At 71.5% G+C, this 12,661-nt stretch carries 9 protein-coding genes; 3 read left to right on the top strand and 6 right to left on the bottom strand.

Going from position 1 to position 12,661, the window contains the following annotated elements; genetic code table 11:
* Positions 1 to 158: 158 nt before the first annotated feature.
* A complete protein-coding gene (locus FL311_RS04875) occupies positions 159 to 1,772 on the top strand; it encodes an FAD-dependent oxidoreductase (RefSeq protein WP_194869057.1) in 1,614 nt (537 codons plus the stop codon).
* A gap of 253 nt (positions 1,773 to 2,025) precedes the next feature.
* Here FL311_RS04875 and FL311_RS04870 read toward each other — a convergent pair whose 3' ends face one another.
* The gene (locus FL311_RS04870; RefSeq protein WP_141323780.1) at positions 2,026 to 3,840 is read right to left on the bottom strand and encodes a Hint domain-containing protein; all 1,815 of its coding nucleotides are present in this window, start codon (positions 3,838 to 3,840) and stop codon (positions 2,026 to 2,028) included.
* A gap of 297 nt (positions 3,841 to 4,137) precedes the next feature.
* Between FL311_RS04870 and FL311_RS04865 the strand changes: the two genes are divergently transcribed.
* Entirely contained in the window at positions 4,138 to 5,055 is a 918-nt protein-coding gene (locus tag FL311_RS04865) for an RluA family pseudouridine synthase (protein WP_141323779.1), read from the top strand.
* A 48-nt stretch (positions 5,056 to 5,103) separates the two neighbouring features.
* On the opposite strand, the gene FL311_RS04860 is transcribed toward FL311_RS04865, so the two are convergent.
* Positions 5,104 to 5,592, bottom strand: coding sequence for a hypothetical protein (locus FL311_RS04860; RefSeq protein ID WP_141323778.1), 489 nt, complete (start codon positions 5,590 to 5,592; stop codon positions 5,104 to 5,106).
* A 230-nt stretch (positions 5,593 to 5,822) separates the two neighbouring features.
* On the opposite strand from FL311_RS04860, the gene FL311_RS04855 reads away from it, so the two are divergent.
* Complete coding sequence (locus tag FL311_RS04855) at positions 5,823 to 6,488, top strand: cyclase family protein (RefSeq protein ID WP_141323777.1); 666 nt, start codon at positions 5,823 to 5,825, stop codon at positions 6,486 to 6,488.
* Positions 6,489 to 6,498: 10 nt separating this feature from the next.
* Here FL311_RS04855 and FL311_RS04850 read toward each other — a convergent pair whose 3' ends face one another.
* The 4 genes from FL311_RS04850 to FL311_RS04835 form a co-directional block, all read right to left on the bottom strand.
* A complete protein-coding gene (locus tag FL311_RS04850) occupies positions 6,499 to 8,553 on the bottom strand; it encodes a hypothetical protein (RefSeq protein WP_141323776.1) in 2,055 nt (684 codons plus the stop codon).
* A complete protein-coding gene (locus tag FL311_RS04845; RefSeq protein ID WP_141323775.1) occupies positions 8,540 to 9,661 on the bottom strand; it encodes a DUF3142 domain-containing protein in 1,122 nt (373 codons plus the stop codon). The genes FL311_RS04850 and FL311_RS04845 overlap by 14 nt, the downstream gene beginning before the upstream one ends.
* A 175-nt stretch (positions 9,662 to 9,836) precedes the next feature.
* Positions 9,837 to 10,472, bottom strand: coding sequence for a hypothetical protein (locus FL311_RS04840; RefSeq protein ID WP_141323774.1), 636 nt, complete (start codon positions 10,470 to 10,472; stop codon positions 9,837 to 9,839).
* Positions 10,473 to 10,535: 63 nt separating this feature from the next.
* A complete protein-coding gene (locus tag FL311_RS04835) occupies positions 10,536 to 12,551 on the bottom strand; it encodes a YgiQ family radical SAM protein (protein WP_141323773.1) in 2,016 nt (671 codons plus the stop codon).
* Positions 12,552 to 12,661 lie beyond the last annotated feature (110 nt).

Raw genomic sequence — 12,661 nt, 5'->3', positions numbered from 1 at the left:
GCGTGCGGGCGGCTTTAGCGGGGTTGGGCGCGTCGGAAAAGGGCGCGCTGCTTCACATTCGGGGTGTCCGGTGAAGGGCACGCCGGAGGTCGGCGCTGCGCCAGAAGGCGGGCTCCGGAAGGAGAGGGCGGTCGTCCTCGCACCTCCTGGAGCCCCGCATGCCCCGCACCGCGCTCTTCGATTCATTCCGCCAGACCACCCGGAAGGCGCTCGCCGCTTCCACCTCGCGACGCGAGGTCACCCTGCCGTCCGAGGCCCGGCGCGGCGTGGACCGTCGCTCCGTGTTGAAGGGGCTGACGGCCCTGGGACTGGGGCTCGCCGTCGGGAGCGCGCGGGCGCAGGAGGCGCATGCGCTCCCGACGCCGCGGGTGGGAATCATCGGCGCGGGGCTCGCCGGGCTCGCGTGTGCCTACGAGCTGCGGCGCGCGGGCGTCATCGCCACGGTGCACGAGGCGAGTGAGCGCACCGGCGGCCGGGTGTACTCGATGGGCGGCGCGTTCGGCGGACCCATCACGTTCCCGGGACAGGTCGTGGAGCGGGGTGGGGAGTTCATCGACTCCGGACACACGACGATGCTGGGCTACGCGCGCCAGTTCCATCTGGAGCGAGAGGACCTCGCGCGGTTCCACGGCGAGGTGACGTACTTCTTCGGAGGCCAGCGGTACGCGGAGTCCGCCATCCTGGCGGAGTACTGCCCGCTCATCGCCGCCATCCGCCAGGACCTGTCACGGCTCTCCGACGCGCCCACGGCCGCGCGACATACGCCCGTGGACCGCGCCTTCGACGTGATGGACCTGATGACCTATCTGGAGTCCCGCGACGCGGGGGCCCTGATATCGGCCGCCATCATCGCCGCGTACGAAGCGGAGTATGGACGGACGGCGGACACGCTGAGCTGCCTCAACCTGCTGTTCCTGATTGGGACGGAGCAGTGTCGCCGCTTCGAGCCCTATGGCGAGAGCGACGAGCGCTACCGGCTGCTCGGCGGCAATCAGCAGATTCCTCGCGAGCTGGCCGCGCGCCTGCCCGGTCAGGTCCGCTGGGGCGAGCGACTGGAGGCCGTACGCAGGACGCCCGCGGGAGCGCTGGCCCTGTCGCTGCGGCGGGACTCCTGGAGCTTCACCGCGACCTATGACGTCGTGGTGCTCGCCGTGCCCTTCACCACCCTGCGGCGCGTGGCGCTGGATGGCTCGCTGGGGCTGCCGCCCTGGAAGACGAAGGTCATCCAGGAGCTGGGCTACGGTACCAATGCGAAGATGATGGTGGGCTACCAGGGGCCGGTGTGGCGCGCGGGCGGGGGCAGCGGCGCGACGTACTCGGACCTGATGCACCACCAGGCGACGTGGGAGACGAACCCGAGCCGGGCCACGGTCAGGGACGCGGTGCTGACGGACTACGCGAGCGGAGAGCGCGGCGCGGCGATGGACCCGGGCAACGTGGCGCTGGAGGCCGAGCGCTTCGTGGCGGCGATGAACCGGGTGGTGCCGGGCACCGCCGGCGCGGTGAAGCGCGGCGTGGACGGGCGCATCCTCGCGCACCTGGAGCACTGGCCGAGCTCCCCTTTCACATTGGGCAGCTACACGGCCTACGGCCCGGGACAGTTCACGAGCCTCGCGGGCTACGAGGCGCCTCCCGTGGGCAACCTGTTCTTCGCGGGCGAGCACACCAGCTCGTTCTACGAAGCCCAGGGCTACATGGAGGGCGCGGCGGCTTCGGGAAGGAGCACCGCGGCGGCCATCCTGGCGGCGGCGCGAATCGCGGCCCTCGGCTGACGCGCACTGGCGAAGGTGGAGCACCGCTGCCTCCGCTTCGCGCGCCCTGGGCCTCCGGCGACACGCTTGAACGAAGGCGCGCTCCCAGCGCGTTTACGGGCTCAGCGAGGACTCACGCCGAGGGCGAAACGCTTGAGCGAAGGCGCGCTCCCAGCGCGTTTACGGGCTCGGCGAGGACTCGCGCCGAGGGCGACAACCCGGCCGTCATGGCCGAAGAGGCGCCCCCAGCGCGGCACAGCACGTCGGGGGTGGACTACGGCGTGGCCGACGCGCGGCGCGGCGAGGTCAGCTCGCGCTGCATGGTGTCGTCGCCCACGAGCACGCCATCGGCGAACAGGGTCCGCTCGTTGGGGCCGAGCGACTCGAGCTCCTCGGCCGTGCCCAGCTTGAGGTTGTAGACCTTGCCGTCGTACGGCACGCGCTCGGTGGCGGTGATGAAGGCCGTGCCGGACTCGGTGCGCACCTGGTCCTTCACCTGGACCTTGTCCGCGGGCACCACGAGCCCCGAGGTGAGCAGCACCGGGTGCTTCTCGGTCAGCCGCACGTCGTGGCCCTGGTCATCGCGCAGCCGCACCAGCGGCTTGGGCTCCCGCCCGAAGATGAAGTCCTGCACCGTCAGCACCCGGCCGCTCGCGTTGGCGCGGACCTTGTCGCCCACCTTCAGCGTCTCGATGGGGGCCCGCGTCCCGTCCGCGAGCGTCACCTTCGTGCCCTCCGCCATGCAGCTGTTGAGCACGTTGAGGTTGAAGGGGTTGGTGGGCAGCGCCGTGCTCGTGAAGGTCGTCAGGCGCGGCACCGCGGCGGCGCCGCCACACGTCGCCATCGAGTAGAGGGTCATCGACATCACCACGGGCTCGTTGACGATCTTCTCCATCGTGCAGCCCGTGCCACCGTTGGCCGTGGTGTTCTGCGAGAGGTTGACCAGCCGCTGGATGCTCGCCGTCTTCCCATTGATGGTGAACAGGTCCGACAGGTCCGCGAGCGTCGTGCAGGTGCCGCCCGAGTCCGTCTTGATGAGGCGCATCCGCGTCGTCGTCGGGCCGTTCTTCATCGCCTGGATGGTGCACGGCTGCGACATCGCGCCCGCGTCGAACGTGAGCTGCGTGGGGACGTAGATGTTGGTGATGTCGAAGGTCTGCCCCGTCTGGAACGGGAAGTAGGCCGCGGGGTCTCCCGTCCAGGGGTTGCCCGTCTTGCGCAGCGCCAGCCCCACCGGGGTCTGGGGGTATGGCGCCAGCGTGCCCTGGGCGTTGGTCACCATGGCGTAGTCACAGTCCGCTCCGCCGCGCAGCTGGCACGTGGTGAGGTTGATGTTCGAGCGGGGCTCGTTGCTCGCGAAGCGCGGGTGGTCCATCGTGAAGCTCACCGGCTCGGGCGTCAGCGTCGTGTCCAGGCTCGCGAACGAGACGTGCTCCTCGCCCGTCTGGTCGTTGTGCGCGACCATCAGCGACTCCACGACGACCTTGCTCTCCGGCGCCATCGACGGGCGCACCGACACCGCCGTGTCGTCGAACGTCTTGCCGTCGTTGTGCTCCTCGTTGGCGCTCTTGGCCAGCACCGTCAGCTTCTTGCCGGACAAGTCACTGTCGTACGCCGTCACGTCCGTGAAGACGTGCGTCGCGCCACCCGCGCACGTGGCGTAGGGGTTGAGGATCAACGAGGGCCGGTTGTCCTGCGCCTTGTCCGCCTGCTGCACCTTGCCACCGCCCAACGTGCGCGAGTCGTTCACGTGGATGAAGTGGTCGCAGTCCCAGTCGGTGGGCTTGGGGCGTGGGCCTCCCCGCACCGCCTTGGCCCGGGCGATCTCCAGTGTCTTCAGCGCGCGCGCGAAGTCGCGGGCCACCGTCGGCCCCGGCGTGTCCTGACCGCCCTGGGTGGCCTGCGCGGCGGCGGCCTCCTGGAGCCGGTGGCGCGCGTACTCGTACTGGTCGTCATCGGCCAGGTCCAGCATCACGAAGTCCTCGTGAGGCGGACGCTTCTGGAAGGCCGCCATCACGACCTCGCGCTGCTCCTCGATGCTCCTGGGCTTGGGCGTGGGCTTGATGACCCACGGGCACCCGGGCAGCAAAGACAGGCAACCTGCGAGAACGGCGAGACGTGTCGCGATGCGACTGTGCGTCAAATCCATGAGCTCCCCCTCAGAGCGGGCCTGGTTCGAGCCCGGACAAACACTGTCATACGCTCCGTGTCTGAAAGTCAACGAATGACAAGTCATCGGCCTCGCTGGTCAGCCGCGACCCGGCCTGTCACATCGCGAGCTTTTCCGGGTGTGACACGCGCGGCGGGCGGAGCGCCGGGGGACTCCAGGGGTAGGTGGCGCCACGTGGGCGTTGACTCCCCGCGGCGCATGAGGGACGGGGTGGACATGGCGCAGCAGAAACTCCTCGTCCCGCATGAGGTCGCGGGAGAGCGGCTGGACCGTTTCGTCTCCAAGCACGTGCCCGGCTTCTCGCTGGAGCGCGCCCGCGCCCTCATCGCGTCGGGCGGGGTGCGCATCCGCGGCAAGAAGTGTCAGCCCACGCGCAAGCTGTGGGGCGGCGAGGAGCTGGAGCTGGAGCGTCCCGAGCCCAAGGCCCCCACGCGGCCGCCCGTCGAGGGGCCCGCGCTGACGGTGCTCCACGACGACGCGGCCCTGGTCATCATCGACAAGCCGCCCGGCCTCGTGGTGGAGCCCGAGGGGCGCGCGGCCTCCGTGGTGGACCTGCTCGCGAGCCAGCGCCCACCCTTCGACGTGGAGGGACAGGCGCTGCCCGGCGTGGTGCACCGGTTGGACCGGGAGACCAGCGGGTGTCTGGCCTTCGCGCGCACGGACACCGCGGCGGCGGCGCTCCTGCGCGCCTTCCAGCAGAAGCAGGTGGACAAGCGCTACCGGACGCTCGTCCTGGGCCACCCGCCGGAGCAGGGGCGCCTGGAGGGGCCCTACACGAGAGACCCGAAGGACCCGCGCCGCTTCACCACCCGGGTGCACTCCGCGCGCAGGGCGGCGCTCTCCTTCGAGGTGCGCGAGCGCTTCGCGGGGGCCGCGCTCCTGGAGGTGGACCTGGACACGGGGCGCACGCACCAGATTCGCGTGCAGCTCTCCGAGGCGGGCTTCCCGGTGTTGGGGGACTCGCTCTACGGCACCGAGGCCGCCCGTGAGCACCCCGCGGCGAAGGCCCTGGGCCGACAGGCGCTCCATGCATTCCAACTGGAGCTGCCGGGCCCGTTGAACGGGGAGCTGGTGCGAGTCCAGGCCGCGCTTCCGGAGGACTTCCAGCGCGCCCTGGCGCTCCTGCGTCGCTGACGCGCCGGGCCCCCACGTTCTCGACGGGGAGCCCGGGACGTCGGGGGACTACTTCGCGTCCACCACGAGGACCATCCAGCGGTCCGTGGAGTGGTCGATGCGGACGTTGGCGGCGCCCGCCTCCTGGAGCTGCTGCACGATGCCTTCCAGGAAGGTCAGGTGCTCCTTGGGCGCGTCCACGAAGACGTTCTTCGGGCCGTTGCCCTTGGCCTTCGGCTTCTTGGCCGGGGCGGCGGCGCCGTTGAGGGCCTCCGGGTTGGCGGCGGCCTTGAGCTGCAGGGCGGCGTCATCGACGGTGGGCTCGGGCGCGCTGTCCACCTCGGCCTCGGGCTCCTCGGCCACCACCGGGGCGGCGGCGGCCACCTCCTCCTCGGCCTCCGCGCGAAGCTGGTTGAAGGTCTTCAGGTTGATGGTCGCCCCGAACTTCGTCTTGAAGGACTCCAGCGCGTCCTTGCTGCTGATGTCCGGCTGCTGGCGGAAGAGGGTGAGCAGGAACGCGTGTCGCTCCTGGGTCTGCTCCTGGGACGTCCTCGGCATCTTCTGTGCTCCTGTGAACCGTGAAGGGCGGCGCACCCTAGCCGACCCCTCCCGAGGAGAAAAGGTGGTCGGATGTCCCTGCGTGGACGCTCGACGCGGACCTTCGCGCCTTCGGCTGTCTCGTTATTCGCGAGGTGCGGGTGGCGGCTCGTCCGGCCTCGGGGCGAGCAGGGGACCAGGGCCCCGTGGCCGTCGGCGCGGCGCGCGGGGGATGGCCAGGATTCAGAGTCATGGAGACCGCTGCCGAGACGAGCCGCTCCGCCCCCGCGTCGCCGTGGGTGGACATCTCCGTGCCGCTGCGCGACGGCATGGTGCACTGGCCGGACAACCCCGAGGTGCGCATCACCCGCTCGCAGGACTTGGACAAGGGGGACGACGCCAACGTGTCGGACCTGTCCTTCGGCGCGCACTCGGGCACCCACGTCGACGCACCCGTGCACTTCGTCAAGGGCGCCGAGGGCGTGGACGCGCTGTCCTTCGACCGGCTGATGGGCGTGGCCCGCGTGCTGGAGATTCGCGACGCGCGCGCCATCCAGGTGGAGGAGCTGAAGGCGCACGCAGTCCAGCCGGGGGAGCGGCTGCTCTTCAAGACGGCGAACTCCTCGCGGCGGTGGCCCTCCCAGCCCTTCCAGCCGGACTTCGTGTACCTGTCGCTCGAGGGCGCGCGCTACCTGGCGGAGCTGGGGGTGCGCACGGTGGGCATCGACTACCTGTCCATCGGCAGTCCAGACGAGGGCGTACCCACGCACCGCGCCCTGCTGGACGCGGGCATCTGCATCATCGAGGGGCTCGACTTGTCCCAGGTGCGCGAAGGGACGTACGAGCTGGTGTGTCTGCCGCTGCGAATCGCGGGGGGCGACGGGGCTCCGGCGCGCGCCATCCTCCGCGCGCGCTGAAGTGCCGGGTTCAGGCGGAGGGGGCGCGGCGCCTGCGGCGCAGGAAGAAGGCGAAGCCCATCACCGTCGGCAGCAGCAGGCCCCCGCCGACCATCAGCTTGACCCGGTGCCGCTGGGGCAGGGCCCGGGCGTAGAAGGGGCGCTCGGCGCGGACCTTCGCGAAGTTCGGCTCCAGGCACGACGCCCCGAAGGACCACTGCACGTCGTCGATGCGCGCGCCGTTGCGGATGTACGTCAGGTACAGGCGCTCGAACATCGCCGGGTCCCGGTTGGCGACGTGGAGCGCGGCGTGGCACAGCATCATCGCGTAGGCCTGACTGCGCGGCGGCAGCAGCTCCGCGCCGCGCTGGGCCAGCCGCGCCGCCACGTGCCGGTAGTGGAAGCGCTCGGTGAGGGGCGGGCCGTGGAGGGCCGAGAGCCGCTGCTCCTCCGCGCCCATGAGCGACGCGCGGGGGAACATCGCCTGGGCCCGCTGCTCGTCCTCGGTGGCGTCCCCTTCCTCGTCATCCCGGTCATAGCGGGAGACGTCGTAGTTGCCGTCGACCCAGCCCCAGTCCGGCGCGGCCTCGGTCCCCAGCAGGCGCATGCCCTCGGAGCGCGCGAGCCTGGCCGCCGCGAAGAGCGCCTCGGCCCGGTCCAGGTCGTCCCACGCGCTGTCGGCGCGCCGCAGGGCCTCCACGTACTGGCGCGAGGCGTCCTCCATCGCCGTGCCGCGGAAGGCCGCCAGGGCCTCGTCGTGCCGGCCCTCTCGCAGGAGTCGCCGCGCGAGCAGCAGGTGCAGCCGCTCGGGCATCCCGAGCGACGTGTTGCCGTCCCCGACGCTGTCGGGTGACTCCGGCTCCGACTCTGGCACCAGGTCGCAGTGGGACTTCTCCGTGCGCGGGTGGGCGGCCGCGAAGCGCTGGAGCTCCTCCAGGCTCAACGTCCGCTCCGCGACGTAGGCGACGTCCGGCCAGGAGCAGCCCGCCCACAGTCGCTCGGCGGCGCGGGTGAACTGGCCCTGTGTCAGCGCGAGCACGCCGCGCTCTCCCTCCGCGCGGCACAGGGGGCGGTTGGTGTCGTCCAGGTACCAGTCATGCCACCACTCGCGCTCGGGAAGCCCGCGCACGGCCTCGGCCAGGTACGTCTCCGCGGAGGACGCGTCGCCCCGGCGCAGCGCGAGCTTGGCCTTCACCCAGGAGGCCAGCGGGGTCTGCTCGGAGGCGACGAAGCGCTCGGCCAGGTCGAAGCGGCCCGCGCGCCAGGCGCCCGCGGCCAACCGGTCCGCGCCCGCGAGGTCCGGCACCGCGGCCAGCGCGTCCAGCACCGCGCCGAGCCCTCCGGCCGAGGGCTCCTCGGACCAGGCGGACTCGCGGCCGCGCGTCCACACGAAGGTGGTCATGAGCCGCTGCGCCAGCGGGTCCTTCAGCGCGACCTGGAGGCGCTCGGGGTTGCGCGCGAGGGCTCGCGCGACGAAGAGCAGCGACACCTCCGCGCTCCCGCTGCCGTGCGAGGCCTGCTCCGCGTACAGGTGGATGGCGCCCACGTCGTCGCCGCGCTGGAGCAGCACGCGCGCCTGCATGCCCAGGCTGGAGACCGCGAGACCCAGCGGGTCGTCGAAGCCCTCGCGGACCAGCCGGCGGGTGAGCTCGAAGCCGTGCTTCGCGTCGTCCTCGAAGCCGGCGCCCGCGTTGCGGCCCAGCATGTACGCGGCGAAGGTGGAGAAGCGGCGTCGCTCCGCGGCGGGCAGCGCGAGCACCTCGAGGAAGCGCGCCCGCGCCGTCACGGCGTCTCCGGCGGTGAAGGCCTTGGCGCCGGCCTCGTACAGCGCGGTCTCCCGGGCCCCGCCGCCCTGACGCGCGTCGGGGGGCTCGTCGGGGAACTCGTTCACCGCGAACACGTCCGAGGGCTTCGGCAGGAGCCGGTGGGCCTCCAGCGCGAAGAGCCCACCGGGAAGCTCGCCGAGCGTGAGCGCGCGGTCGGCGAGGAGGCGCTCCTGGAAGCCGGGGCCACAGGCCTTCGCGGAGCGGACGGGCGTCAGGCAGACCAGGATGACCACGGCGGACAGCAGGCTACGGAGCCACAAGGGACACCTCGCTCCCCCGCACGAAGCCGACGACGCGTCGCTCGCCGGCGCGCAGGCGGGGAGGCTTGCGCGCCACGAGTGAGCTCCCCCGCGGGGCATAGCCGCCCACGCCGTCGAGGACCTCCAGGTTTCCAGAAAGGGTGAGCCGGGCCGGGGCCTCGCCGTCCACGCGGCCGGTGTTCTCGAGGACGATGTCGAGCGTGCCTCCGCCCGCGTCCACCAGCCGGGGCTCCACCTGGAGCGTCAGCGGCTCCTGTCGGAGGACGGCGGTCAGCGTGGACGGGCTCCAGGCCTCCGTGTCCCCCGAGTGGCCCCAGCGGAACCACACGAGCCCCTTCACGCCCTGCACCGGTCGCGCGCGCAGCTGCGCGAGGAAGCGCGAGACCTCACGAGGCTCGGAGACCAGGGGCGTGCCGTCGCGCAGACGCACGCGGTAGGTGGGCAGCGCGACGTGGAAGGGTTTGCGCGTGGCCTGGGACCAGCGCTCGATGAAGCCGCGCGCCTCCTCGGGGGTGAAGAGGGTGGGGGCGCGGATGGCGTGCACCTGGACGACGACGTCGTCGGGGATGGCCGTCAGGCGCTCCAGCTCGGGCGAGCCGGCCCAGGTGGGCAGGGCGGTGATGGACAGGGACAGCTCGCCGAGCAGTCGCCGCTCACGCGCGAGCCAGTCCGTGTACGCGGGCAGGGCGGTGGTGGCGCAGTCATGGTCCAGCTCCACGCCTCGTACGCGCACGCCGCGAGCCTTCCAGTCCCGGGCGATGGCGGCGACCTCCTCCAGGGAGATGCCGTCGAGGGGCGCGGTGCCATCCACGCGCATCACCGCCACGACGTCGCGCCCCGTCCTCGCGAGGGCCGCGACATCCACCGCGATGGAGACGGGGGCGCGCGTGTCGCCGGAGCGCTCCCTGGCGAGCACGCGCAGCGCGCCCAGCTCCGGGGGCATCCGCGTGAGGGACTCGACGAGCGACGGGCTCCAGTCCCGCTGCCACACGTAGGCCGCGTGCCCGAGCGGCGGCGGGGGCGCGCGGGTGCAGCCGAGCACGAGGCACAGCCCCATGAACGCGAAGCTCGCGAGTCGGCGCGACGAAGACAGAAACGGGGTGCGCATGGTGAGACGACACGCATCGCGGGAGTGGATGCGACGTCAATGGTGCCACAACCGGGGCGTGCAAGCTCTGCGCGCGTGCGCACCGGTTTTGTCTCGCGTCGTGAGACTGCGTGGAGCCCCAGGGATTCGTAGCCACGCGAGCGAGGAGGCGAGCACTCCGCTTGGGACGGGGCCGTCAGTGGGGCGGCGGCGGCGGGTTGCTGTGGTCGCAGTGCAGGAGGGAGGGCGGGTCGAAGCAGGTGAGTCGCTGGTCGTTCAGCGTGCAGACGCCGCGGGGCGTGTTGGTGCAGCGCACCTCCGTGCGGCTGGCCTTGCAGTCGAAGCCGCACGCAATCGCCTCGGAGGCGTTGAGGCAGCGGGCCGCGGGCATGGCCTGCGCGTACTCATGGATGACGCTGTCGGGCGGGTCCCAGCAGACCAGCCTGCCGAAGTGCGTATCGCAGAGCCCGTAGGGCGTGGAGTTGCACGCCACCTCGCCATTGAAGATGCGGCAGTTGAATCCGCAGTCGACCTTGCCGCGCACCGCCTTGCACTCGGGGCGCACCGGCGTGCGGGGCGGATGCTGGATGGCCACCCGTGGCGGGTCCCAGCAGTGGACCTCGTCGCGGAGGACCTGACACGTCCCATAGGGCGTCTGGGCACAGCCCGCCTTCGAGCCGCTGGTCCTGCACTGGAAGCCGCACAGCTCGCGCCCCTGGGCGGTGATGCACTGGGGTCTGGGCTGTTCCGGGGGCGGCTTGGGCTCGGGCGTGACCTGGGGCGGCGTCGGCGGCGCCGCGGTCAACAGCAACAGGGCAATCAAGGGGAGCATGTGGCCCCCCGACGAACGTCACCGCCGTTTATTCAAACGGTCGGCTGTACGGCCGCTTTTCGCTCAGCGGGCCCTGGAGCCGTGGGGGCGTGGGCCACCGGGACGGCGCGGACCTCGGGGCGCGGGGGCCTGGGACTCACGCGGCGCGTCGTCCAGCTCGCGCCCATCCCGCTCCTCGGTGCGCTGACGTCGGGCGGCCTCGGCGGGTGTCTCCGGCGGGACGAGCGCGTGCGGGCCACGGCCGATGAGGTCCGCGCGGCCCGCCTGCTTCAGGGCCTCGCGGGCCAGGGGCCAGTGCTCGGGGTTCCAGTAGAGCAGCAGCGCCTTCTGGAGGCGCTTCTCGCGCAGACCCTGGGCCGTGTAGACGGGCTCCATCTTCAGCGGGTCGATGCCGGTGAAGTACATGGCCGTCGCCATGGCCATGGGGGTGGGGATGAAGTCCTGCACCTGACGGGGGCGCTTGCCGTTCTTCTTCAGCCACAAGGCCAGGTCCACCATGTCCTCCAGGGTGGAGCCCGGGTGCCCGCTGATGAAGTAGGGGATGTCGTACTGCTCCTTGCCGGCCTCCTCGCTGGCGCAGGCGAACATCTGCTGGAAGCGCTCGAAGCTCTCGATGCCGGGCTTCTTCATCTTCTCCAGCACGCGCGGCGAGACGTGCTCGGGCGCCACGGAGAGCTGGCCGCCCACGTGGTGCGCGGCGAGCTCCTTGACGTACTCGGGGGAGCGCTCGGCCAGGTCGTACCGGACGCCGCTGGCGATGAAGACGTGCTTGACGCCGTCCTCCTCGCGCACGTCCTTCATCAGGCTGATGAGCGGGCCGTGGTCCGTCTGGAGGTTCTCGCACACGCCCGGGTGCACGCAGGACAGCTTGCGGCAGCGCTTCTCGATGTCCTCGCTCTTGCACTTGAGCTTGTACATGTTGGCGGTGGGGCCGCCGAGGTCCGTAATCGTCCCGCGGAAGTCACCCATGCGGCGCAGGGCGCGCACCTCGCGCAGGACGCTCTCCGCGGAGCGGCTCTGGATGACGCGGCCCTCGTGCTCGGTGATGGAGCAGAAGGTGCAGCCGCCGAAGCAGCCGCGCATGAGGACGATGGAGTGTTTCACCGTCTCATACGCGGGGATGCCCTCGCTCTTGTAGATGGGGTGGGGGACGCGGTTGAAGGGCAGGTCGTACAGCTCGTCCATGGCCACCGTGGCCTTGCCGGCGGTGGTGTCACCCACGCCGTCCTCGAGCGGGAGGGCGGGGGCGTTCATGAAGATGGCGCGGTTGCCGTGGCGCTGCGCGAGGGGGCGCGCGTTGCCGGGGTTGGTCTCCATCTGGAAGTCGCGGCTCATGACCGCGAAGGCCTGCTTGTCGGAGACGACGGCCTCGTAGGGTGGGAGGACGACGGTCTTGCGGTCGGCGGCGCGGCGGGCGGGGTCCGCCTCGTGGACGCGCATCTCCTCGTCGTTGATGAGGTAGGCGGTGCCGCGCACGTCGCGGATGTCCTGGATGCGCTCGCCGTTTCGCATCCGGTCGGCGACCTCCATGATGGGGCGCTCGCCCATGCCGAAGACGAGCAGGTCGGCCTTGGCGTCGAAGAGGATGGAGCGGCGGACCTTCTCGCTCCAGTAGTCGAAGTGGGCGATGCGGCGGAGGCTGGCCTCGATGCCGCCGAGGACGATGGGGACGTCGGGGTAGGCCTCGCGGCAGCGCTGGGCGTAGACGATGGTGGCGCGGTCGGGCCGGCAGTTGGTGCGGCCGCCGGGGCTGTACTGGTCGGCGGAGCGGTTCTTCTTCTGCGCGGTGAGCCGGTTGAGCATGGAGTCGAGGTTGCCGGCGGCGACCCCGAAGAACATGCGCGGTGGGCCCAGGGCCTTGAAGGGCTCGGCCGAGTGCCAGTCGGGCTGGGGGATGAGGCCTACCTTGAAGCCCCGGCCCTCCAGGAAGCGGGCGATGAGGACCGGGCCGAAGGCCGGGTGGTCCACGTACGCGTCTCCCGTCACGATGATGATGTCGCACTGTTCCCAGCCGCGCGCCTGCATGTCGGCGCGGGTGATGGGCAGGAAGGGATGGGCGTAACGCGTCGTCTGGGCCATGGCGGTGGGGCGGCGTCGGCGGGGGGCTTCTCTCCTAAACACCCCCGGGCGCCCGAAGCAAACAGGGCGGGGCGCGGGTGTACACCCAAGAGGGGTGGAGGGCCTACACC

Source organism: Myxococcus sp. AB025B (assembly GCF_006518215.1).
Classification (GTDB): domain Bacteria; phylum Myxococcota; class Myxococcia; order Myxococcales; family Myxococcaceae; genus Myxococcus; species Myxococcus fulvus.
The sequence above is the reverse complement of the archived record's forward strand: the minus strand, read 5'-3'. Positions and strand labels throughout refer to the sequence as shown.

Excerpts from the sequence above, each read along its gene's own strand:
- FL311_RS04845 (WP_141323775.1), bottom strand. The coding sequence starts at position 9,661 with ATGCGCACCCCGTTTCTGTCTTCGTCGCGCCGACTCGCGAGCTTCGCG.
- FL311_RS04865 (WP_141323779.1), top strand. The coding sequence starts at position 4,138 with ATGGCGCAGCAGAAACTCCTCGTCCCGCATGAGGTCGCGGGAGAGCGG.
- FL311_RS04855 (WP_141323777.1), top strand. The coding sequence starts at position 5,823 with ATGGAGACCGCTGCCGAGACGAGCCGCTCCGCCCCCGCGTCGCCGTGG.
- FL311_RS04835 (WP_141323773.1), bottom strand. The coding sequence starts at position 12,551 with ATGGCCCAGACGACGCGTTACGCCCATCCCTTCCTGCCCATCACCCGC.
- FL311_RS04875 (WP_194869057.1), top strand. The coding sequence starts at position 159 with ATGCCCCGCACCGCGCTCTTCGATTCATTCCGCCAGACCACCCGGAAG.
- FL311_RS04860 (WP_141323778.1), bottom strand. The coding sequence starts at position 5,592 with ATGCCGAGGACGTCCCAGGAGCAGACCCAGGAGCGACACGCGTTCCTG.
- FL311_RS04840 (WP_141323774.1), bottom strand. The coding sequence starts at position 10,472 with ATGCTCCCCTTGATTGCCCTGTTGCTGTTGACCGCGGCGCCGCCGACG.